Source organism: Lysobacter sp. DMC97 (genome assembly GCF_056313745.1).
Genome location: NZ_JBQUZR010000005.1, coordinates 352,830 through 375,580, shown reverse-complemented (window position 1 = coordinate 375,580; position 22,751 = coordinate 352,830). Strand labels below are relative to the sequence as shown.

The following is a 22,751-nucleotide window of genomic DNA, read 5'->3' as shown; positions in this document are numbered from 1 at the left end:
GGCCGGGTCCTGAACGGGAAAATGTCGCTGAAGATCTTACGGGCAGTCGCCCTGGCCCGGACGCAGGCCGCGGGTCTGGTTGCAGACCGTGCCGGTGTTGGTCCAGGTGATGTTCGAGTTGCCGGCGACCGCATTCGCGGTGTCGACCCAGGTCAGCCTGGCACCGCCGCTGGAAACAGTGGCACCCGTTTCAGCGGTAATCACACCATCGGTCACGCTGGTGATCTTGGTCACGTTCTTGGTCAGCGTGAAGCTGGCGATGGTCGGCACGCCGTTGGCGCCGGCGGTGCAGCCGACCTTGGTCTGGGTCTCGGAGATGCAGACGTTGACCGCGGTGCGGAAGCCGCTGAGCTCGGCGGCGGCGCCGGTGGCGCGGGTGCGCGAGATGTAGTCCTGGTACTGCGGGATGGCGATGGCGGCCAGGATGGCGATGATCGCGACCACGATGAGCAGTTCGATCAGGGTAAAGCCTTTGGTGTTCTTCATGATGTCCCCTTGTTTGAATGCCGTTGCAGGCACTCGTTCAATCCTTCGTTTCCAAAAGGAACCCGGCACGAGGGCCGGGTTCCTTTTGTCGTACCGGAGCAGACAGCCAGAACCTTACGGGCAGTCGCCCTGGCCCGGACGCAGGCCGCGGGTCTGGTTGCAGACCGTGCCGGTGTTGGTCCAGGTGATGTTCGAAGAACCGGCAGCCGCGTTCGGGGTGTCGAGCCAGGTCAGCCTGGCACCACCGCTGGAGATGGTGGCACCCGTTTCGGCGGTGATCACGCCGTCGGTGACGCTGGTGATCTTGGTCACGTTCTTGGTCAGGGTGAAGCTGGCGATGGTCGGCACGCCGTTGGCGCCGGCGGTGCAGCCCACGTTGGTCTGGGTTTCGGAGATGCAGACGTTGACCGCGGTGCGGAAGCCGCTGAGTTCGGCGGCGGCGCCGGTGGCGCGGGTGCGCGAGATGTAGTCCTGGTACTGCGGGATGGCGATGGCGGCCAGGATGGCGATGATCGCAACCACGATCAGCAGTTCGATCAGGGTGAAGCCTTTGGTGTTCTTCATGATCAGTTTTCCCTCGGGAGTAGAGTAGCGAACGTTTTCACGTGCCCCGTACCAGGAAGGTGCTCCGGTCCGTGGCGCCCGTGCTACCGAGCACGTGCAGGGTATCTATATGCACAACCCGTGCCAGTCTGCCGAACCGGACAGGTTCCCGGTCCTGCGTCGACGTTCGGGCATGGTTCACAGAACCGGATTGCCAAAAGTGACGCTCTGCGTCACGTGCCTGCCCGGCAACGGCAAAGCTGTTCAGTGGGCCGGTGGCGGGGCGAGCGTGGTGACCGGTTCCGCGGTCCGGGCATCGACCAGCAGCATCGAGGCGGCCCGGGCGGAATGGATCGGCACCAGGCGCAGGTCGGCCCTGCGGCGACCGCTGTCGATGACGGCATCGTCCAGCGATTTCGGTGTCATCCACTCCGGCAGCGATTTGGCGACGACCGGCAGCGCGACCTTGAGGATCTCGGCGCGCTTGTCGGCGTAGGGGCCGTAATGCTCCGGCAACTGCTCCAGCGGACGCTGGCGGGCGATGAGGTCGGCGAAGACGGCGGCGCGGGCATCGGGGTTCTTCGGCAGCACCACGGCGTAGCGCCGGGGGCCGAACCAGGCCAGGCTGCGGGTGTCCGCGGTCCGGGCCTTGTCGAGGTCGCGCGGCTCCAGCTCGTTGGCGTAGAGCAGGTACATCTTGTCCACCGACCAGACCAGGAAGACCGGCCGGCTGATCCAGGCGGTATGCAGGGCGTAGCCCATGAAGAGCGCCTGCATCACGCCGATCGTGGCCAGGTCGCGCCGGGTCAGGCGCATGTCGTGCGCCTTGAACACGATCAGGGTCAGCAGCGGGCCGGCGACGATGTCCACGCAGAGCATCGTGATCAGCAGCCGGTCCATGCCGGCGATGCGGATCATCCCGTACGGGAACCAGAGCCAGTAGATGAGGCCGGTGACGGTACCGACCACGGTGAAGCTGATCAGCAGGTGGATCGCGGCGGCTTTCCAGCGGGTCATGCGGGTCATGCGAGGCGGGCACGATGGGGTGGCCCGCGATTATGCGCAGCGGACCGGCGGCCGCAAGCCCGCCGGCGGCGCGGTCACTCGATCCCGAGCTTCTTCAGCTTGTAGCGCAGCGCGCGGAAGGTGATGCCCAGCGCGGCGGCCGTCTTGGTCTTGTTGTAGCGGTGTTCCTGCAGCGCCTGCTGGATCGCGTTGCGCTCGATTTCCTCGATGAACGAGGGCAGGGCACTGGTGCTGGTGTCGCGCGGATTGGCGCCGCGGGGGTCGGCGGCGGCCGGCGCGGGCGCCATCATGGCGGGCGCCGGGGCGGGGGCCTGGGTCAGCGCCGGCGCCTGCGGCAGGATCTGCGGCGCGTTCGGCAGGCGCAGGTCGCGGGCGCCGATCACGTCGCCGTCGGCCATGGCCAGCGCGCGTTCGAGGATGTTCTCCAGTTCGCGGACGTTGCCCGGGAATGGGTAGACCTCGAGCGCGGCGACGGCGTCGGGGGACAGGCCGGGTGCGCGGCGCTTCATGGCGTAGGCCAGGCGCTTGAGGATGGCTTCGGACAGCAGCGGCAGGTCGCCGGTGCGCTCGCGCAGGGGCGGCACGTCCAGCTCGATGACGTTGATGCGGTAGAACAGGTCGTGGCGGAAGCTGCCTTCGGCGACGAGGACGTTGAGGTCCTTGTGCGTGGCCGACAGGATGCGCACGTCCACCGGCACTTCGGTGTTGGCGCCGACCGGGCGGATGGTCTTTTCCTGGATCGCGCGCAGCAGCTTGACCTGCATCGGCAGCGGCAGCTCGGCGACTTCGTCCAGGAACAGCGTGCCGCCGTCGGCGACCTGGAACAGGCCGGGCTTGTCGGTGTGGGCGCCGGTGAAGCTGCCCTTCTTGTGGCCGAAGAACTCGCTTTCCATGAGTTCGGACGGGATGGCGCCGCAGTTGACCGGGATGAACGGCCCCGCCGCGCGCGAGCCCTGGGCGTGGATGGTGCGGGCGACCAGTTCCTTGCCGGTGCCGGACTCGCCGCTGATGTGCACCGGCGCCTGGCTGCGGGCGACCTTGGCGATGGTTTCGCGCAGGCCGACCATGGCCGGGGACTCGCCGAGCAGCAGCAGTGTGCCCTCGGGGTTGGCCTGCCGGCTGCTGTTGAGGTCCAGCGCCTGGCGGACCAGGCCGCGCAGCACGGTCAGGTCGACCGGCTTGGTCACGAAATCGAAGGCGCCGCTCTTGAGGGCCTCCACCGCCGCTTCGACGTTGCCGTAGGCGGTGATCACCGCGACCGGCGTGGTCGGGAAGCGGGTGGCGATCTCGGCGACCAGGTCTAGGCCCGAGCCGTCGGGCAGGCGCATGTCGGTCAGGCACAGGTCGTAGGCCACCGTGCTCAGCATTTCCCGCGCGACGGCGAGGTTCGGCGCCGTGTCCGTGCGCAGACCCATCCGTCCCAATGTCACGACGAGAAGCTCGCGGATGTCGTGTTCGTCGTCGACGATCAGCGCGCTGCGTTGCTCGGCCATGGTGCCCTCCTGCGTCAACTTTAGCCCAATCGCGGCAGTTCGGACAGCGGTTTCTGCGATGGATTGGACGAAAGAGCAGTGCTGTGGCGATCAGGCCGGCAGGAGCGTGTGCTGGCCGGGCATGGTGATCCGGAAGCAGCAGCCGCCCCCCGGCAACGGCACGTGTTCGAGCGTGGCCCCGTTGGCGCGGCACAGCTCGCGGGCGATGTACAGGCCCAGCCCGGTGCCGTGCTCGGAGGTGGTGAAGAACGGCCGGAACAACTGCGGGACGACGGCCTCGGGGATGCCCGGGCCGCGATCGATCACGTCGATGACCGGCGCGTCGTCCAGCCGGTAGGCGTGCAGGGTGATGCGCGCGGCCTCGTTGGGCAGATGGCCGTGGCGGCGGGCGTTCTGGACCAGCGCGGTGACGATCTGGTGCAGGTGCTTGGGGTCGACCAGCGCCGGCACCAGCGGCTGCGGCGCGGCCAGCGCGATGTTGTCGGTCTCGTCCGGCGCGCTCTGCCTGAATTCCTCGATGAAACCGCGCAGGAACGCCACCAGCTCGACGTGTTCGGCGGTCGCGCGCTCGCGCCGCGCCAGGCCCAGCACGCTCTCGACGATGGCATTCGTGCGCATACACTGCTGGTGGATGATCTGCGCCAGCCGGCGGTCGCCATCGGGCAGGTCGCGCGATTCCTCCAGCAGCTGCGCGGCGTAGCTGATCGCCGCCAGCGGATTGCGGATCTCGTGCGCCAGGCTCGCGGAAAACCGGCCCATCGCGGTCAGGGTCAGCGATTCGGCGCGGCGCGAGACCAGCGAGGTGTCGTCGAGGAAGATCAGGGTGTCGTCGCCCTTGGCGAACAGGCGGGCGAAGCGGGGCACGACCTCGAACTGGTCGTTGCCCAGCCGCAGCGGGGTGTCGTTGGGCAGGCCGTTGCGCAGCCATTCGCTGAGGCGCAGGGCCAGCTCGGGTGCGGCCTCGACCAGCCGCCGCGTGCCCGCCGCGCCTTCGCCCAGCAGCAGCATCGCGGCCTCGTTCGCCAGCTTGATCTCCGCCTCGCGGTCGACCAGCAGCACGCCGGTGCGCATGCGCCGGATGATGAGTTCGTTGACCTCGGCCAGCCGCGTGGCCTCGGCGCCGCGGCGCTCGGCCAGCGCCTCGGTGGCGCGCATCTGCAGCCGCAACTGGTGGGTGAGGGTGGCGATCGCCAGGAAGCTGACGGTGAACATCATCAGCTCGGCCATCGGCCGGGTCGGCTCCTGCTCGATGACCAGCGTCCAGAAGTAGGCGGCGGCCAGCCCGGCCGCCGCGGAGACCGCGACCCCCAGTCCGAGGCGCAGGGGCAGCAGCAGTGCCGCCGAGCCGACGTTGAACAGCAGCATCAGCGCCACGCCCGAGGCCGCCTGCGGCACCGCGTGGGCCGCGATCGCGGCGACCAGGATGTCGATGCCCACGCCGACCAGCGTCGGCGCCAGCGTGGTCCGCGCCCGCCGGGCATGCAGCAGCAGCACGATCGCGGCGGCGAGATAGCCCGCGGCCACCCCGCCGACCAGCATCCCGTGGTCGTCCCGGGGCGGGAGCGCGACCACCGGCCCGAACACCAGCAGCGCCAGCAGCCCGGCTTCCAGCACCCGGTACAGCGCGAACAGGTAGAGCTCGCGCCGGGCGTAGTCCTGGGCCGGCGTGGCGGGGGCTGGGGTTCGGCTCAAACCCGGGGTCCTGGAGGGAACAAGGCGGGAGTATAGGGGGCACCGGCAGGGATGCGAGGCCGTTCGACCATGGTCCGGGCTGGCCCGGACCGGGCGCATCGGCGAGAATAGCCAGCTGTCCGCGCCCCTTTCCGCCGTCCCCGGCGCCCGTGGCCGCGCGGCCGACCGCACCCGGTGCGGCTCGCCCTTTCCCGCATGGAACCGACATGAACTTCCACGAATATCAGGCGAAGCAGTTGTTTGCCGAATACGGCATCGCAGTCCCGGCCGGGCGCGTCGCGCGCACCCCGGAGGAGGCCGTCGATGCGGCCAAGGCCATCGGCGGCGATTTCTGGGTGGTCAAGGCCCAGATCCACGCGGGCGGCCGCGGCAAGGCCGGCGGCGTCAAGCTCGCCAAGACCTACGACGAGGTCCGCGACTACGCCAAGGGCATGCTCGGCACGAAGATGTCGACCTACCAGTCCGCCGGCGTCGCCCTGCCGGTCGACAGCGTGCTGGTCACGCAGGCCACCGACATCGCGCAGGAGCTGTACCTGTCGGTGCTGGTCGACCGCAGCAGCAAGGCGGTCACCTTCATCGCCTCCGCCGACGGCGGCGTCGAGATCGAGAAGACCGCGGTCGAGAACCCCGACGCGATCAAGACCCTGCACGTGAACTACGTCCAGGGCCTGCAGCCGTACCAGTGCCGCGACATGGGCTTCGCCCTCGGCCTGAACGCCAAGCAGGTCGGCCAGCTGACGAAGATCATGCTGGGCCTGTTCCGCCTGTTCAACGAGAAGGACCTGGCGCTGGTCGAACTGAACCCGCTCGCCATCCTCACCAACGGCGACCTCGCCGTGCTCGACGGCAAGATCAACTCCGACGACAACGCGACGTTCCGCCACGCGGAACTGGCCGCGATGCGCGACATCCGCCAGGAAGACGAGACCGAGGTGCTGGCCAGCCAGCACGACCTCAACTACGTCACGATGGACGGCAACATCGGCTGCATGGTGAACGGCGCCGGCCTCGCGATGGCGACGATGGACGTGATCAAGCTCAACGGCGGCGAGCCGGCGAACTTCCTTGACGTCGGCGGCGGCGCCAACAAGGAGCGCGTGACCGAGGCGTTCAAGCTGATCCTGCGCGATCCCGACGTGAAGGCGATCTTCGTCAACATCTTCGGCGGCATCGTCCGCTGCGACATGATCGCCGAGGGCATCATCGCCGCGGTGAAGGAAGTCGACGTGAAGGTGCCGGTGATCGTGCGTCTCGAAGGCACGAACGTGGACGCCGGCAAGGCGCTGCTGAAGTCCTCCGGCCTCGCCATCATCCCCGCCGACGACATCAACGACGGCGCCCGGAAGGCCGTCGCGGCCGTCGCCGCCTGAATTTGATGTCATTCCGAACGCAGTGAGGAACCTGCTGTCCGCCGTCGAAAGCAGAAGCAGGTCCCTCGCGTCGCTCGGGATGACAACCTGAAGGATTCCAATCTCATGTCCGTTCTCGTCAACAAGAACACCAAGGTCATCGTCCAGGGCTTCACCGGCCAGCAGGGCACCTTCCACGCGCAGCAGATGCTCGACTACGGCACGAAAGTGGTCGGCGGCGTCACCCCGGGCAAGGGCGGCACCGAGCACATCGGCCTGCCGGTCTTCAACACCGTCGCCGAAGCCGTGAAGGCCACCGGCGCCGACGCCTCGGTCATCTACGTGCCGCCGCCGTTCGCGGCCGACGCGATCATGGAAGCGGCCGACGCCGGCATCAAGGTGATCGTCGCGATCACCGAAGGCATCCCGGTGCTCGACATGCTCCGCGCCAAGAACGCGCTGAAGGGCTACCCGGACGTCGTGCTGATCGGCCCGAACTGCCCGGGCGTGATCACCCCCGGCGAATGCAAGATCGGCATCATGCCGGGCCACATCCACATGCCGGGCAAGATCGGCATCGTCTCGCGCTCCGGCACGCTGACCTACGAAGCCGTGAAGCAGACCACCGACGCCGGCCTCGGCCAGTCGACCTGCATCGGCATCGGCGGCGATCCGATCAACGGCACCAACTTCATCGACGCGCTGAAGCTGTTCCAGGACGATCCGCAGACCGAAGGCATCATCATGGTCGGCGAGATCGGCGGTTCGGCCGAGGAAGAAGCCGCCGAGTTCATCTCGAAGCACGTCACAAAGCCTGTGGTCGGCTTCATCGCCGGCGCCTCGGCCCCGAAGGGCAAGCGCATGGGCCACGCCGGCGCGATCGCTTCCGGCGGCACCGGCACCGCCGAGGGCAAGTTCGCCGCGCTGGAAGCGGCGGGCGTGACCACGGTGAAGTCGCCGGGCGACCTCGGCGCCGCCATCGCGAAGCGCCTGGCGAAGTAATCCGATCAGCAATCCGCGCCCGGCACCGCGCCGGTCCGCGCAGTCCGACGAAGGCCGCCTCCGGGCGGCCTTCGTTTTGCCTTGGTGGCGCCGCGGCCACGACATTTTGTGTTGACCCATGCCGACGAGCCCATTATGTTGTGCGCGTCGAAGGTGCCGACTCCGCCCGGAGTCGGCTGAAATGGGAACCCGGTGCGGCAGGCGACCTCGGTCGCTGGCTCATTCCGGGGCTGCCCCGCAGCGGTAACTGGGAACGACCCGCGTCAATGGCACTGGCTTCGCCCGCAACGGGCCGGCCGGGAAGCGACGCGCAGTAGGTGCGACTCCGGTCGCGTGCCCGTGAGCCCGAAGACCTGCCTCGACCGACGCCGTCCTTCCGGCGTCGTCTGGCCACCGTCTCCGCGGGGAGCGCAGGTCGACGTCGTGCGATGCGCCGCGTGCGCACGTCGGCGCGTGCCGTTCCGCCACCGCGTCGATGCAGGCCCGCCCGAGGGGGCGGGGGCCGGCGTTGTGCGCGACCCGTCGTTCCCCCGCGATGCCGGTCGTCCGTCCGCGTTCCCTCCGCGCCCGGTCGCATGCGCCGCTCCCGCTCCCTCTCCTTTTCCCCGGAGAGCCCGCATGCGCCACGACACCCTCCTCGCCCCGTCCCCTGTCCCGTCCGCCGCGACCATCCCCGCGCGCGCCGAGCCCGCCACCGCACGCCAGTCCGACTTCGCCCTCACTCCGCCGCACGCGCCCGTCACCATGACCGTGACCAAGCGCGACGGCCGCCGCGAGCCCGTCGACGTCGGCAAGATCGTGCGCGCCGTGCAGCGCTGCTGCGACGGCCTCGACGACATCGATCCGATGCGGGTCGCGCTGAAGACCATCGCCGGCATCTACGACGGTGCGACCACCCGCGAACTCGACGAACTCTCGATCCGCACCGCCGCCGCCTTCATCGCCGACGAGCCGCAGTACGCGCGCCTCGCCGCGCGCCTGCTGTCCGGCTGCATCGACAAGGAAGTGGCCGGGCAGGGCGTGCATTCGTTCTCGCAGTCGATCGCGCTGGGTGCGGAACTCGGCCTGATCAACGATCGCCTGCGCCAGACGGTGGAGCAGCACGCGCGCAAGTTCAACGATGCGATCGATCCGGCGCGGACGCGGCGCTTCGAGTACTTCGGCCTGCGCACGCTGCACGATCGCTACCTGCTGAAGCATCCGCAGCGGCGCACGGTGATCGAGACGCCGCAGCAGTTCTTCATGCGCATCGCGGTGGCGCTGAGCGAGACGCCCGGCGATGCGCTGGAGCTGTACCGGCTGATGTCGTCGCTGGACTACCTGCCGAGTTCGCCGACGCTGTTCAACGCCGGCACGCGCCACGAGCAGCTGTCGTCGTGCTTCCTGCTGGATTCGCCGCAGGATTCGCTGGCCGACATCTACGCGCGCTACGCCGACGTCGCGCAGCTGTCGAAGTTCTCCGGAGGGATCGGCCAGGCGTATTCGCGCATCCGCTCGCGCGGCGCGCTGATCCGCAGCACCAACGGCCGCAGCAACGGCATCGTGCCGTGGCTGAAGACGCTGGATGCCTCGGTCGCGGCGGTGAACCAGGGCGGCAAGCGCAAGGGTGCCGCCTGCATCTACCTCGAAACCTGGCACGCGGACATCGAGGAATTCCTCGAACTGCGCGACAACACCGGCGACGAGATGCGGCGCGCGCACAACCTCAATCTCGCCAACTGGATCCCCGATCTGTTCATGCAGCGCGTCGAAAGCGACGGCGACTGGTCGCTGTTCGATCCGGACACGGTGCCGGCGTTCGTCGACCTGTGGGGCGAGGCGTTCGAGCGCGCCTACGTGCAGGCCGAACTGCAGGGGCTCGCGGTGCGCACGGTCAAGGCGCGCGCGCTGTACGCGAGGATGATGAAGACGCTGGGCGAGACCGGCAACGGCTGGATGACGTTCAAGGACGCCTCGAATCGCACCTGCAACCAGGTCGGCCCGGGCCGCACGGTGCACCTGTCGAACCTGTGCACCGAAATCATTGAAGTCACCTCCGCCGACGAAACCGCGGTGTGCAACCTCGGTTCGATCAACCTCGCGCAGCATGTCGCCGAGGACGACCGCGGCGCGCCGCTCTTCGACTTCGACAAACTCGCCGAGACCGTGCGCGTGGCCGTGCGCCAGCTCGACCACGTGATCGACCTGAACTTCTATCCGATCGAGACCGCGCGGCGCTCCAACCTCCGCTGGCGGCCGGTCGGGCTGGGCGTGATGGGCCTGCAGGACGTGTTCTTCCGGCTGCGCCTGCCGTTCGATTCCGCGGAGGCGCTGGCACTGTCCACGCGCATCGCCGAACGCATCTACCTGCATGCGCTGGAGGCGTCGTGTGACCTCGCCGAACGCCACGGCGCGCATCCGGCCTTCGCCGAGACGCGTGCCGCACAGCACGCATTGCAGTTCGACCTGTGGGGCGTCGATCCGTCCGAACGCGACGTCTGGGCGACGCTCAAGGCGCGGATCGCCGCGCACGGCCTGCGCAATTCGCTGCTGATCGCGATCGCGCCGACCGCGACCATCGCCTCCATCGCCGGCTGCTACGAATGCATCGAGCCGCAGGTCAGCAACCTGTTCAAGCGCGAGACGCTGTCGGGCGATTTCCTGCAGATCAACCGCTACCTCGTGCGCGAGCTGAAGCGCCTCGGGCTGTGGACCGACGCCACCCGCGACGCGATCAAGCTCGCCGAAGGCTCGGTGCAGGGCATCGACGGCCTGCCCGACGTGCTCAAGTCGATCTACCGCACCGCGTGGGAACTGCCGCAGAAGGCGCTGGTCGACCTCGCCGCCGCACGCGGGCCGTACATCGACCAGTCGCAGTCGCTCAACCTGTTCATGGAAAGCCCGAACATCGGCCGGCTGTCGTCGATGTACATGTACGCCTGGAAGGCCGGCCTGAAGACGACCTACTACCTGCGCTCGCGCCCGGCGACGCGGATCGCGAAGGCCACCGTGTCCGCCGCGACGCCGACGGCGCGCGATTTCTCGCCGCAGGAAGCGCTGGCGTGCTCGCTCGAGAACCCCGAGAGCTGCGAAGCCTGCCAATAACGGCTTCGCGCCTTTCCGCATCGCGCTTGTCTCTTTCCCTTGCGCTTGTCTCCTTCCCCCGCCTGCGGGGGAAGGCCGGGATGGGGGGCATTGCATGCGCTTCCGTCCCGTCGCCCCCACCCCAACCCCAACCCTCCCCCGCGATGCGGCGGAGGGGGAGAACTTGTCCCATGACCACGCCCCACCTGCTCGATCCCGGCTTCGCGCTGACGTTGCGGCCGATGCGCTATCCCGCGTTCTATGACATGTACCGCGACGCCATCCGCAACACGTGGACAGTGGAGGAGATCGACTTCGGCATCGATCTCAACGACCTGCAGCACAGGCTGGCGCCGGCCGACCGTCACCTCGTCGAACGCCTCGTCGCGTTCTTCGCGACCGGCGACAGCATCGTCGCGAACAATCTCGTGCTCAATCTCTACCGGCACATCAACGCGCCGGAAGCGCGGATGTATCTCTCGCGACAACTGTACGAGGAAGCGCTGCACGTGCAGTTCTACCTCACGCTGCTGGATGCCTACATCCCCGATCCCGAACGCCGCAACGCCGCGTTCGCGGCGATCGAGACCATTCCCTCGATCCGCGCGAAAGCGGAGTTCTGCTTCCGCTGGATGGATTCGATCGAGTCGCTGGCGCGCCTCGACACCCGCGAGCAGCGCCGCCGCTTCCTGCTCAACCTCATCTGCTTCGCTTGCTGCATCGAAGGGCTGTTCTTCTTCGCGGCGTTCTCGTACGTGTGGTTCCTGCGCTCGCGCGGCCTGCTGCCGGGGCTTGCGGCCGGCACCAACTGGGTGTTCCGCGACGAATCCGGGCACATGGCGTTCGCGTTCGAGGTGATCCGCACCGTGCGCCAGGAGGATTCGGGCCTGTTCGACGCCGCGCTGGAACGCGACGTGCGCCGGATGCTGCACGAGGCGATCGAGGTCGAAGCGATGTTCGCCGACGACGTGCTGTCGGGCGGGGTGAACGGGCTGTCGCCCGGTGAAATGCGCCAGTACCTGCACTACGTCGCCGACCTGCGCCTCGCCGCACTTGGGCTGGCGCCGGAGTTCGGCGCGAAGAACCCGTTCCCGTTCCTCGACCTGCAGGACGTGCAGGAACTGACGAACTTCTTCGAGCGCCGCGTCTCGGCGTACCAGGTCGGCATCGCCGGCGCGGTGGCGTTCGACGATGCGTTCTGAGGGGCGGTGAACGACGGGTGATGCCCCCACCCCGACCCTCCCCCGCAGGCGGGGGAGGGGGAAGAGCGCGTCGCGGCAGTCGCCTGTTGCACGTGCAGCCACAAGGAATTGGCGCAGAAACAGGAAGTCTGCGCGGTAAGAAGAAGTCGACGCAGCAAGGAGAAAGCGGCGCCTGAGGAAGGCCGCGCCACTTTCCACTCCCTCCCCCGCCTGCGGGGGAGGGCCGGGGTGGGGGCCGCTGCGCGCTACGCCTGATCCAACCACGCGGCATTTCCCGACAGACAAAAGATGCGGAGAGGCGTCCACTTCTCTCATGAACAGTCGGATCGGGGAGCACAGGATGAGAGAAGGACAGAAGCGCGATTTCGCGCGCGCACTCCGTCGGAACATGACCGATGCCGAGACGGCGCTGTGGCGACGCCTGCGCCGTCGGCAATTGCAGGGACATCGCTTCCGCCGGCAGTGTCCGATCGGGCGCTACGTCGTCGATTTCGTCTGCATCGAACGGTGCCTCGTCGTCGAGATCGATGGTGGCCAGCATGCCGGTTCGACGCGGGATCCCGAGCGGGATGCTTGGCTGCGTCGGCAGGGCTTCCTGGTCCTGCGTTTCTGGAATAATGAGGCTCTGGAACAGATCGAGGGCGTTTGCGACATGATCCTGGAATCGCTGTCGAAGCTCACCCCTTCCGGGCTTCTCCCGCCAATGAGCGATGGTGCAGAGTGGATGCCCCGCGGAACCGACGGGAGCGCGGGATGACCACCCTCCGCATCGCCCTCGCCCAGTTCGATTTCCCCGTTGGCGCGGTGGCGCGCAACGCCGAGCGCATCGCGTCGATGATCGCAGAGGCCCGCGACGAGCACGGTGCCGACATCGTGCTGTTCCCGGAGCTGGCGCTGTCCGGCTATCCGCCGGAAGACCTGTTGCTGCGCCCGAGCTTCCTGCGCGACTGCGCGCAGGCGCTGGAGACGATCGCGCAGGCGGCCACCGGCATCGTCGCCGTGGTCGGCTGGCCCGAGGCCGCCGGCAGCGTGGTCTACAACGCCGCCAGCGTGCTGCGCGACGGCCGCGTCGAGCGCACCTACCGCAAGCGCGAGCTGCCGAACTATGCGGTGTTCGACGAACGCCGCTACTTCGACGTCGACCCCGACCGCGAGGACTGCGTGTTCGACGTGAAGGGCGTGCCGGTCGGGCTGATCATCTGCGAAGACCTGTGGTTCGCCGAGCCCATCGCCAGCACCGTGCGCAAGGGCGCGCAGCTGGTGCTGGTGCCGAACGCCTCGCCGTTCGAGCGCGACAAGCACGCGCAGCGCGACGCGCTCCTCGCGCAGCGCGCGCAGGAAACCGGCGCCGCGATCGCCTATCTCAATGTCGTCGGTGGCCAGGACGCGCTGGTGTTCGACGGCGCCTCCGTCGTTGCCGACGGCGACGGCACCGTGCATCCGGCCGCGGCCGCCTTCACTGACCAGTGGCTGGTGGTCGATCACGACGCCGACACGCGCCGCTTCGCGCCCGTGCAGTGGATGGACGACGGCGACGAGAGCCGCGACGCGCTGGCGTGGCGGGCGATCGTGCGCGGCATCCGCGACTACTGCGGCAAGAACGGCTTCACCGACGTGTGGCTGGGCCTGTCCGGCGGCATCGATTCGGCGCTGGTGCTGGCGCTCGCGGTCGACGCGCTGGGCGCCGAGCATGTCACCGCCGTCCGGCTGCCGTCGCGCTACACCGCCGGGCTGTCGAACGATCTTGCCGACGAGCAGTGCCGCGCGCTGGGCGTGAAGCTGCTCGCAGTACCGATCGAGAAACCGTTCCAGGGCTATCTCGACGCGCTGGCGGAAACCTTCGCCGGCAAGCCGGTCGACGTGACCGAGGAGAACCTGCAGTCGCGCTGCCGCGGCGCGATCCTGATGGCGCTGGCGAACAAGTTCGGCGGGCTGCTGCTGACCACCGGCAACAAGAGCGAGTACGCGGTCGGCTACGCCACGATCTACGGCGACATGTGCGGCGGCTACGCGCCGATCAAGGACCTGTACAAGACCGAGGTGTTCGCGCTGTCGCGCTGGCGGAATACCGTCGGTGGTGCGCCCGTGATCCCGCCGGCGGTGATTTCGCGGCCGCCCACCGCGGAGCTGCGCGAGAACCAGAAGGACGAGGATTCGCTGCCGCCGTACGACGTGCTGGACGCGATCCTGCTGCGCCACGTCGACCAGGAGCAGTCGCGCGACGAGATCGTGCGCGCCGGCTTCGACGCCGCGACCGTGGACCGCGTGCTGCGGCTGGTGCGGATCAGCGAGTGGAAGCGGCACCAGGCCGCGCCGGGCCCGAAGGTCTCGCGCCGCGCCTTCGGCCGCGAACGCCGCTACCCGATCACCAACGGCTACGGCGCGTAGGGCGGGCCCCGGCCCGCCGTCCATCCGTTTCCGACCCGCCGCCGCATGCGCTGGTACACCGCCGACTTCGACCGGATGTCGTGGCACGACGTCCACGTGCACGGGTTCCGGATCGTCGAAGGCGGGCATGGCACGGCCGAACTGCAGCTCGACATCGACTTCCTGCTGGACTGGCCGCGCGAGGGGGCGGGCGATTTCCGCGTCGCGCAGGCCATGTTGCAGTTCCACGAAGTCTTCGGCCTGCGCTTCGCGCTGGACTACGTCGCGTGCAGTGCCGGGATGACGCCGTTCGCGATCGACCGGATCGTGCGCGAGCCGCTGCGGGGACATGCCGACGATCCGGACGCGGCCATCGACGCCGACGCGCACGGCCCCTGGCGCTGGTGCATCGATCTGGCGTGGCCGGAGGGCGGCCTCGACTTCGAGGCGTCCGGCTTCAGCCAGTGGCTGGTCGGCGAGGTCGTGGAACAGCCGGCGCAGTGGCTGCGGCCCGAACAGCGGCTATAGGCCGCTTCGCCGGGATGCCGCGCCCACGAAAAAGCCGCCCGGAGGCGGCTTCTTCATGCACGTCGCGATGCGGGACGACTCAGTGGTGCGGATCGTTGTCCAGCGCCGAGCGCTCGCGCGCGAACGGGTTGAGCTTGCGGAAGTTCGACGGGTAGTCCGGCCAGGCGTCGCCGTTGGCCAGCCACGGGTGGTTCGCGTCACGCTGCTGCAGCGCCTGGCGGGCGCCGTCGGCCAGCGCGGTGTTGCCGAGGTGGGTGTAGGCCTTCGCCATCACCGCGATGCCGTCGGCGTCGTAGCGGCTGTCCGGGTAGGTCTCGCGCATGTACTTGGCGCGCTCGATGGCGGCAATCCACGCGGTGCGGCGCAGGTAGTACAGCGCGCTCTCGATCTCGTGGCGGGCGAACAGGTCGCGCAGGTCCTTCATGCGCTGGGCCGCGTCGGCGGCGTAGCGCGAGTTCGGGTAGCGCTCGGTGACGGTCTTGAAGTCGTTGTAGGCCTGCTGCGGCGTCGCCAGGTCGCGGCGGCTGGCGTCCAGCTTCCACACCCGCTGCAGGAAGACCGTGTCGCGGCTGGAGTTGACCAGGCCGCGCAGGTAATAGAGGTAGGGCGCGTTGCGGTGGGTCGGGTAGGTGCGCAGGAAACGGTCGATCGTGGAGATCGCGTCGTCGTTCGTGCCCTGCTTGAACTGGGCGTAGGCGGTTTCGATCAGCGCCTGCTCGGTGTATGGACCGTAGGGATACTGCGCGACGAGGCGCTTGAAGGTCTGCACGGCGCTGTCGTAGTTGCCGTTGCGGATCGACTGCTGGCCCTTGGCGTACAGCTCGGCGACCGGGACCCCTTCGTTGGCCTTCTCGCCCTTCATCGCCCCCCGCATCCGGGCGCAGCCGGAGGTACCGAGCGCGAACAGGACCACCAGCAGCAGGACAGGACGCAGGAAGGCGGAGAACGACGGGCGGCGAAGGAGCATGCGGGCTGCTGCGGTGCGGGACGAGCGGGCGATAATAGCAGCCCGGGCCGCCCAGCCCCCTTAACCGCGCGAAACCGCGCCCCCCAGGAGTCCCCGCATGCCCGCAGCCCCCATCGCGCCCGCCCCGGCGCCGCGCACCGCACAGGTGCCCGATGCGGCCGCCGGGCGGCGTTTCGACGCCGTGCTGGCCGAACTGTTCCCCGAATACTCGCGGTCGCGGCTGGCGGAGTGGATCAAGTCCGGCGACGCCCGCCTGGACGGCCGCGAGGTACGGCCGCGCGATCCCGTCCGCGGCGGCGAGACCGTCAGCCTGACCGCGGTGCTGGAGATCCAGACCCATTCGGAGCCCGAGGACATCGCGCTCGACATCCTCCACGAGGACGAGCACGTCTTCGTGCTGGACAAGCCGGCCGGGCTGGTCGTCCACCCGGGCGCCGGCAACCCGGCCGGCACGCTGGTCAACGCCCTGCTGCACCGCGACCCCGCGCTGGCGGCGCTGCCGCGGGCGGGCATCGTCCATCGCCTCGACAAGGACACCTCGGGCGTCATGGTCGTCGCCCGGACCTTGCCGGCGCACACTGCGCTGGTCGAACAGCTGTCGGCGCGCGAGGTCCATCGCCAGTACCTCGCGGTGGTGGTTGGCGCGCTGGTGTCCGGCGGCACGGTCAACGCGCCGATCGACCGCCACCCGCGCGACCGCCTGCGCCAGGCGGTGCGCGAGGACGGCCGCGAGGCCGTCACCCACTACCGCCTGCGCGAACGCTTTCGCGCCCACACGCTGCTGGAGTGCCGGCTGGAAACTGGCCGCACCCACCAGATCCGCGTGCACATGGCGCACATCAAGCATCCGATCATCGGCGACCCGCTGTACGGCGGGCCGCTGAAGCTGCCGAAGCAGGCGACCGAGGATCTGGTCGCCGCGCTGCGCGGCTTCCGCCGGCAAGCGCTGCACGCCGAGGTGCTGGAGTTCGTGCACCCCGTGAGTGGCGAGCCGATCCGCTGCGCCGCGCCGATGCCCGCCGACATGCAGGCGCTGGTCGCGACCCTGCGCGAGGACACCCGCGAGGCGGAGGAACGCGCGCGGTGAGCGGCACGCCGACCGGCGGCCCCTTCCTGCCCGCCGACTGGCCGGCGCCGCCCGGCGTGCAGGCGTTCACGACGCTGCGCCACGGCGCGGGCGCGTCGCGGGCGCCGTTCGACACCTTCAACCTCGGCAACCGCACAGCCGCGGACGGCGACGACCCGGCCACGGTCGAGGCCAACCGCGCCGAGCTGGTCCGCCTCGCCGGCCTGCCCGCCGTGCCGCACTGGCTGAAGCAGGTCCATGGCATCGACGTGGTGCGGGTCGACGGCGACCCCCACCCCAACCCCCACCCCAACCCTCCCCCGCGGGCGGGGGAGGGAGACCCGCAGCGACGCGTTGTGCTTCCCCCGCCCCCGCAAGCGGGGCAGGGAGATCCGCAGGGACACGTTGTGCTTCCCCCTCTCCTGCGCGCGGGGGAGGGCTGGGGTGGGGGCGCCGAGCCGGTTGCCGACGCGGCAGTGACGTCCGCCCCCGGCACCGTGCTCGCGATCCTGACCGCCGACTGCTTGCCGGTGGTCTTCGCGTCCGAGGCCGGCGACGAGATCGCCGCCGCCCATGCCGGTTGGCCCGGGCTGTCCGCGGGCATGCTGGAAGCGACCGTCGCCGCCATGCGCACGCCGCCGGACCGGCTGATCGCCTGGATCGGCCCGTGCGCGGGCCCGCAGCGCTACGAGATCGGCGCCGAGGTGCGCGATCGCTTCCTCGCCCACGACGCCGAGGCCGCGCGCGCCTTCGTGCCGACCCGGCCCGGCCACTGGTTGGTCGATCTGCCGGCGATCGCGCGGATGCGGCTGGCGCAGGTCGGCGTGACCCGCGTCCACGGTGGCGATCTGTGCACGCTGTCGGACCCGGCGCGGTTCTTCTCGCATCGCCGCGACGCCCGCACCGGACGGATGGCGACGCTGGTCTGGATCGACCGGTGACCGACCCGGCGGCGCCCCTGTTCCCGCGGGTGCTGGGGCCGGACTTCGACATCCTGCCGCCCACCGTGAAGCGCCTGCATCTCGCGCCCGGCGCGGGGCGCTGGCAGGGCGAGGTCGTGGTCGAACGCGGCCGCCATCCGCTGGCGCGGCTGTTCGCGTGGGTCACGCACCTGCCGCCGGCGGGCGCGGGGCCGGTGGTCGTGGAGATCGAGGCGGTGGATGGACGCGAGGCCTGGGTCCGTCGGATCGGCGGCCGCGCCATGCCGTCGCGGCTGTGGGCCGGGCAGGGCGCGATGGCCGGCCTGCTGTGCGAACGCCTCGGCGCGGTGCTGTTCGGGTTCGCGATGCATGTCGAGGACGGCGCCATCATCTGGCGGGTCGCGCGGGTGCGCGTGCTCGGCTGGCTGCCGCTGCCCGCGCGCGGGTTCACGGGCGTAATCGCGCGCGAATCCGAGCGCGACGGTCGCTACCGGTTCGACGTGCGCGCCGAACTCCCGGTCGCCGGCCTGCTGGTGCACTACCGCGGCTGGCTGGACGTGCCGTGACGCCGCCGTCCCCGCCCGACGCCACCGGCCACGCGCCTCCGTCCGGCGCGATCATCGTCTTCGATGGCGTCTGCGTGCTGTGCAACGGCTGGGTCGATTTCCTGCTGAAGCACGACCACCGCGAGCGCTACCGCTTCGCGGCGATGCAGGGCGAGACCGGCCGCGCGCTGCTTTCGGCGCACGGGCTGGATCCCGATGATCCGGTGTCGTTCCTGCTGATCGAACACGACCGCGGCCCGGTGCCGCGGGTGTCGACCGACACCGTCGCCATCCGTCGCGTGCTGGCCGGGCTGGGCGGCGCGTGGCGGCTGGCGTTGCTCTCCGTGCTGGTGCCGCCGGTCCTGCGCGATCCGCTGTACCGCTTCGTCGCGCGGCATCGCTACCGCTGGTTCGGGCGGCACGACGCCTGCCGCCTGCCGGACCCGGCGCAGGCGCACCGCTTCCTGTAACTCGTTCCCCGCCGGTAGTGCGCGGCGCACCTTGGAAACGAGGGCGCGGCCCCAATCTCCGGAAGATCGCGGCACGGCCGCCCCCTTCTTCCGGAGTCCCCGCCATGCGCATGGACAAACTCACCTCGTGGTTCCAGCAGGCCCTCGCCGACGCGCAGTCGCTGGCGGTCGGTCGCGACCACAACGTCATCGAACCCGCGCACCTGCTGGTCGCGCTGCTCGACCAGTCCGGCGGCGGTACGCGCCCGCTGCTGGCGCAGTCCGGCGTCAACGTGCCGGCGTTGCGCGAACGCCTCGGCGAAGCGCTGGAGAAGCTGCCGAAGGTCTCCGGCCAGGCCGGCAGCGTCAACGTCGGCAACGATCTCGCGCGCCTGCTCAACGTCACCGACAAGCTGGCGCAGCAGCGCGGCGATGCCTTCATCGCCAGCGAACTGTTCGTGCTGGCGGCGCTGGACGACGGCGGCGACGCCGGCCGCGCGCTGAAGGCCGCGGGCGCGAACAAGGCGAAGCTCGAAGCCGCGATCGACGCCATGCGCGGCGGCGAGAAGGTGCAGAGCGAGAACGCCGAGGACCAGCGCCAGGCGCTGGAGAAATACTGCATCGATCTCACCGCGCGCGCCGAGTCGGGCAAGCTCGATCCGGTGATCGGTCGCGACGAGGAGATCCGCCGCACCATCCAGGTGCTGCAGCGGCGCACGAAGAACAATCCGGTGCTGATCGGCGAACCCGGCGTGGGCAAGACCGCGATCGTCGAAGGTCTGGCACAGCGCATCGTCAACGGCGAGGTGCCCGAAGGCCTGCGCGGCAAGCGCGTGCTGTCGCTCGACATGGGCGCGCTGATCGCCGGCGCCAAGTTCCGCGGCGAGTTCGAGGAGCGGCTGAAGGCCGTGCTCAACGATCTCTCGAAGAACGAGGGTCAGATCATCCTGTTCATCGACGAACTGCACACGATGGTCGGCGCCGGCAAGGCCGAAGGCTCGATGGATGCCGGCAACATGCTGAAGCCTGCGCTCGCCCGCGGCGAGCTGCACTGCATCGGCGCGACCACGCTGGACGAATACCGCAAGTACGTCGAGAAGGACGCCGCGCTGGAACGCCGCTTCCAGAAGGTGTTCGTCGGCGAGCCGAGCGTGGAGGACACGATCGCGATCCTGCGCGGCCTGAAGGAAAAGTACGCCGTGCACCACGGCGTCGAGATCACCGACCCGGCGATCGTTGCCGCGGCCACGCTCTCGCACCGCTACATCGCCGATCGCCAGTTGCCCGACAAGGCCATCGACCTGATGGACGAGGCCGCGTCGCGCATCCGCATGGAGATCGACAGCAAGCCCGAGGAACTCGATCGCAAGGAACGCCGGCTCATCCAGCTCAAGATCCAGCGCGAGGCGCTGAAGAAGGAGAAGGACGACGCCTCGAAGCAGCGCCTCGCCGATCTCGAAGGCGAGATCGCGAAGCTCGAACGCGAGTTCAACGACCTTGAGGAGATCTGGAAGGCCGAGAAGGCCGCGGTCCACGGCACGACCAAGCTCAAGGAACAGATCGAGGCCGCGAAGCTCGAACTCGAGGCCGCGCAGCGCCGTCAGGATTACGCGAAGATGAGCGAGATCCAGTACGGCCGCATCCCCGAGCTGGAGAAGCAGCTGCAGGCCGCGCAGGCGGCCGAGACGCAGGGCTTCCAGCTGCTGCAGGACAAGGTGACCGACGAGGAAATCGCCGAGGTCGTCTCGCGCTGGACCGGCATCCCGGTGTCGAAGATGCTGGAAGGCGAGCGTGACAAGCTGCTGAAGATGGAAAGCGCGCTGCACGGCCGCGTGGTCGGGCAGGAAGAGGCGATCAAGGTCGTCTCCGACGCCGTGCGCCGCTCGCGCGCGGGCCTGAGCGATCCGAATCGTCCGAGCGGCTCGTTCCTGTTCCTCGGCCCCACCGGCGTGGGCAAGACCGAGCTGTGCAAGGCGCTGGCCGAGTTCCTGTTCGACAGCACCGATGCGATGGTGCGCATCGACATGAGCGAGTTCATGGAGAAGCACGCGGTATCGCGGCTGGTCGGCGCGCCTCCGGGCTACGTCGGCTACGAGGAAGGCGGTTATCTCACCGAGGCGGTGCGCCGTCGTCCGTACAGCGTGATCCTGCTCGACGAAGTCGAGAAGGCGCATCCGGACGTGTTCAACATCCTGCTGCAGGTGCTCGACGACGGTCGCCTCACCGACGGCCAGGGCCGCACGGTCGACTTCCGCAACACCGTGATCGTGATGACGTCCAACCTCGGGTCGCAGATGATCCAGGAGCTGTCGTCGGACGACACGCCCGAGAGCTACACGAAGATGAAGGCCATGGTGATGGGCGTGGTGCAGGCGCACTTCCGGCCCGAGTTCATCAACCGGCTCGACGACATCGTCGTGTTCCATCCGCTGGACAAGGCGCAGATCCGCGAGATCGCGAAGATCCAGCTGCGCGGACTGGAGAAGCGGCTGGCCGAGCGCGGCATCCGCCTGGAGCTGGCGGAGAAGGCGCTGGATTTCCTCGGCAACGTCGGGTTCGATCCGGTGTACGGCGCGCGGCCGCTGAAGCGCGCGATCCAGCAGCAGATCGAGAACCCGCTGGCGCAGAAGATCCTCGGCGGCGACTACGGCAACGGCGACGTCGTGCGCGTCGATGCCGATGCCGGGCGGCTGGTGTTCGGCAAGGCCTGATCGAAGGCCTGGACTCAGGTCGCCTCGGGGGCGTCCCCGGCGCGGCCTTCCAGCGCGGCCACGCGCGCTTCCAGCGCTTCGATCCGCGCCAGCAGCGTGTCGACCATGTCGTCGTCGCGGGCGCGCGACGGCGCGGCGTCGGCGAGGCGTTCGGGCATCGCCGGTTCGCCGCACAGCAGGTGCGCGTAGCGATCCTCGCGCTGGCCCGCGGCGCGCGGCATCAGCCGCACCAGCGGCGCGTCACGCTCGGCCAGGCGCTCCAGCGCGTGGCGCACGTCGTCGACGCCCGCGAAGCGATGCAGCCGCTCGCTGCGGGTCAGCAGTTCGTGCAGCGTCTGCGGACCGCGCAGCAGCAGCAGCGCGATCAGCGCGGTCTGCGCCGAGGTGAGGTCGTAGACGCGTTCGAGCTTGTGCTGGTAGCGCTCGGCACGGGCGCCGTACTCCGACTTCACCAGCCCGCGCGGCTCCATCTGGCGCAGCGCGTGGCCGATCTCGCCAGTGTCGTAGCTCGTCACCGGGTCGCGGGCGGTCTTCTGGTTGCAGGCCAGCTGGATGTTGTTGACCGTCAGCGGATAGACGTCCGGCGTGGTTGCCGCCTTCTCCGCCAGGCTGCCGAGGATGCGCGCCTCGAGGGGTGTCAGCTGCGGCGGCAGGGCACGGGCATCGGCAGCGGAGGGAACTTGCATGGTCGCGATGTCTCGATCGGGCGAAGCCCACGATTCTAGCGGCATCGCGCGTGATGCCGGCCGTTGCTGTGTCGCCGTTCATCCGGCCGGCGGCAGCCTGTGCACATCCGATCCGTCCGCTGCCCGCGGCAGCAAGGAGTTCCCCATGCGCAATCTCCGCCTCGGTGCCTTGGCCCTGTGCCTCGCACTCGCTTCCGCGCCGGCGATGGCCGCCGGCACCATCACCTGCAAGATGCAGTACCACCTGGCCGGCTGGTCGGCGTTCTACAAGACCGCCAGCGGCAGCGGCACCGTCACCTGCAGCAACGGCCAGAGCATGGACGTGAAGATCGTCGCCAAGGGCGGCGGCCTCACCGTCGGCAAGTACCGCATCGACAACGGCTTCGGCGAATTCGCCAACGTCTCCGACATCCGCGACGTCGTCGGCAGTTACGCCACCGCCGAAGCGCATGCCGGTGCCGAGAAGAACGCCTCGGCACAGGCCATGACCAACGGCGATGTCTCGCTGGCGCTGTCGGGCAAGGGCGAAGGCTGGTCGCTGGGTGTCGCCTTCAGCAAGTTCACGATCAAACGGCGTTGATCTTCCCTCCATCGACGCTGTTGCGCCCCGGCCCCGGCCGGGGCTTTTTTTCGCCTGCGATTCGGCCATCCGCCCT

20 protein-coding genes and 1 riboswitch are annotated in these 22,751 nt (G+C 69.3%); of the genes, 13 read left to right on the top strand and 7 right to left on the bottom strand.

Going from position 1 to position 22,751, the window contains the following annotated elements; all coding sequences use genetic code 11:
- Window positions 1-36 precede the first annotated feature (36 nt).
- The 5 genes from ACT53Q_RS13310 to ACT53Q_RS13290 all read right to left on the bottom strand — a co-directional run bounded on the left by ACT53Q_RS13310 (window position 37) and on the right by ACT53Q_RS13290 (window position 5,240).
- Window positions 37-486 carry a pilin gene (locus ACT53Q_RS13310; protein ID WP_476187125.1) on the bottom strand — a complete coding sequence of 150 codons (450 nt, stop codon included), beginning with the start codon at window positions 484-486 and terminating at the stop codon, window positions 37-39.
- Between the two features lie 114 nt (window positions 487-600).
- Window positions 601-1,050, bottom strand: a complete 450-nt coding sequence (locus tag ACT53Q_RS13305; RefSeq protein WP_476187124.1) for a pilin — start codon at window positions 1,048-1,050, stop codon at window positions 601-603.
- Window positions 1,051-1,293: 243 nt separating this feature from the next.
- On the bottom strand, window positions 1,294-2,046 hold the full coding sequence (locus ACT53Q_RS13300; protein WP_476187123.1) for a hypothetical protein: 753 nt from the start codon (window positions 2,044-2,046) through the stop codon (window positions 1,294-1,296).
- Between the two features lie 83 nt (window positions 2,047-2,129).
- A complete protein-coding gene (locus ACT53Q_RS13295; RefSeq protein ID WP_476187122.1) occupies window positions 2,130-3,548 on the bottom strand; it encodes a sigma-54-dependent transcriptional regulator in 1,419 nt (472 codons plus the stop codon).
- Between the two features lie 90 nt (window positions 3,549-3,638).
- Window positions 3,639-5,240, bottom strand: a complete 1,602-nt coding sequence (locus tag ACT53Q_RS13290) for a sensor histidine kinase (RefSeq protein WP_476187121.1) — start codon at window positions 5,238-5,240, stop codon at window positions 3,639-3,641.
- 206 nt (window positions 5,241-5,446) lie between these two features.
- On the opposite strand from ACT53Q_RS13290, the gene sucC reads away from it, so the two are divergent.
- From sucC to ACT53Q_RS13255, 7 genes are all read left to right on the top strand, one after another.
- The gene (sucC, locus tag ACT53Q_RS13285; protein WP_476187120.1) at window positions 5,447-6,610 is read left to right on the top strand and encodes an ADP-forming succinate--CoA ligase subunit beta; all 1,164 of its coding nucleotides are present in this window, start codon (window positions 5,447-5,449) and stop codon (window positions 6,608-6,610) included.
- Window positions 6,611-6,715: 105 nt separating this feature from the next.
- On the top strand, window positions 6,716-7,591 hold the full coding sequence (gene sucD, locus ACT53Q_RS13280; RefSeq protein WP_476187119.1) for a succinate--CoA ligase subunit alpha: 876 nt from the start codon (window positions 6,716-6,718) through the stop codon (window positions 7,589-7,591).
- Between the two features lie 133 nt (window positions 7,592-7,724).
- Window positions 7,725-7,966, top strand: a riboswitch (cobalamin riboswitch).
- A 369-nt stretch (window positions 7,967-8,335) separates the two neighbouring features.
- Window positions 8,336-10,675, top strand: coding sequence for a ribonucleoside-diphosphate reductase subunit alpha (locus ACT53Q_RS13275; RefSeq protein ID WP_476187202.1), 2,340 nt, complete (start codon window positions 8,336-8,338; stop codon window positions 10,673-10,675).
- 170 nt (window positions 10,676-10,845) lie between these two features.
- Entirely contained in the window at window positions 10,846-11,856 is a 1,011-nt protein-coding gene (locus ACT53Q_RS13270; RefSeq protein ID WP_476187118.1) for a ribonucleotide-diphosphate reductase subunit beta, read from the top strand.
- A 340-nt stretch (window positions 11,857-12,196) separates the two neighbouring features.
- The gene (locus ACT53Q_RS13265; protein WP_476187117.1) at window positions 12,197-12,613 is read left to right on the top strand and encodes an endonuclease domain-containing protein; all 417 of its coding nucleotides are present in this window, start codon (window positions 12,197-12,199) and stop codon (window positions 12,611-12,613) included.
- Window positions 12,610-14,244: an NAD+ synthase gene (locus ACT53Q_RS13260; protein WP_476187116.1), complete on the top strand. Its 1,635-nt coding sequence runs from the start codon at window positions 12,610-12,612 to the stop codon at window positions 14,242-14,244. Before ACT53Q_RS13265 ends, ACT53Q_RS13260 begins: the two co-directional genes overlap by 4 nt.
- Before the next feature lie 45 nt (window positions 14,245-14,289).
- Window positions 14,290-14,751 carry a hypothetical protein gene (locus tag ACT53Q_RS13255; protein WP_476187115.1) on the top strand — a complete coding sequence of 154 codons (462 nt, stop codon included), beginning with the start codon at window positions 14,290-14,292 and terminating at the stop codon, window positions 14,749-14,751.
- Between the two features lie 79 nt (window positions 14,752-14,830).
- On the opposite strand, the gene ACT53Q_RS13250 is transcribed toward ACT53Q_RS13255, so the two are convergent.
- A complete protein-coding gene (locus tag ACT53Q_RS13250; protein ID WP_476187114.1) occupies window positions 14,831-15,718 on the bottom strand; it encodes an outer membrane protein assembly factor BamD in 888 nt (295 codons plus the stop codon).
- Between the two features lie 97 nt (window positions 15,719-15,815).
- On the opposite strand from ACT53Q_RS13250, the gene rluD reads away from it, so the two are divergent.
- The 5 genes from rluD (at window position 15,816) to clpB (ending at window position 21,409) form a co-directional block, all read left to right on the top strand.
- Window positions 15,816-16,805, top strand: a complete 990-nt coding sequence (rluD, locus tag ACT53Q_RS13245) for a 23S rRNA pseudouridine(1911/1915/1917) synthase RluD (RefSeq protein WP_476172937.1) — start codon at window positions 15,816-15,818, stop codon at window positions 16,803-16,805.
- Window positions 16,802-17,725 carry a peptidoglycan editing factor PgeF gene (gene pgeF / locus ACT53Q_RS13240; protein ID WP_476187113.1) on the top strand — a complete coding sequence of 308 codons (924 nt, stop codon included), beginning with the start codon at window positions 16,802-16,804 and terminating at the stop codon, window positions 17,723-17,725. Before rluD ends, pgeF begins: the two co-directional genes overlap by 4 nt.
- Window positions 17,722-18,270 (top strand): DUF4166 domain-containing protein, encoded by a 549-nt coding sequence (locus ACT53Q_RS13235; protein WP_476187112.1) that lies wholly within the window; start codon window positions 17,722-17,724, stop codon window positions 18,268-18,270. The genes pgeF and ACT53Q_RS13235 overlap by 4 nt, the downstream gene beginning before the upstream one ends.
- Window positions 18,267-18,719, top strand: coding sequence for a thiol-disulfide oxidoreductase DCC family protein (locus ACT53Q_RS13230; RefSeq protein ID WP_476187111.1), 453 nt, complete (start codon window positions 18,267-18,269; stop codon window positions 18,717-18,719). Before ACT53Q_RS13235 ends, ACT53Q_RS13230 begins: the two co-directional genes overlap by 4 nt.
- Window positions 18,720-18,823: 104 nt before the next feature.
- The gene (clpB, locus tag ACT53Q_RS13225) at window positions 18,824-21,409 is read left to right on the top strand and encodes an ATP-dependent chaperone ClpB (RefSeq protein ID WP_476187110.1); all 2,586 of its coding nucleotides are present in this window, start codon (window positions 18,824-18,826) and stop codon (window positions 21,407-21,409) included.
- 14 nt (window positions 21,410-21,423) lie between these two features.
- On the opposite strand, the gene ACT53Q_RS13220 is transcribed toward clpB, so the two are convergent.
- Window positions 21,424-22,095: a YceH family protein gene (locus tag ACT53Q_RS13220; protein WP_476187109.1), complete on the bottom strand. Its 672-nt coding sequence runs from the start codon at window positions 22,093-22,095 to the stop codon at window positions 21,424-21,426.
- A 145-nt stretch (window positions 22,096-22,240) separates the two neighbouring features.
- Between ACT53Q_RS13220 and ACT53Q_RS13215 the strand changes: the two genes are divergently transcribed.
- A complete protein-coding gene (locus ACT53Q_RS13215; protein WP_476187108.1) occupies window positions 22,241-22,675 on the top strand; it encodes a hypothetical protein in 435 nt (144 codons plus the stop codon).
- Window positions 22,676-22,751: the final 76 nt, after the last annotated feature.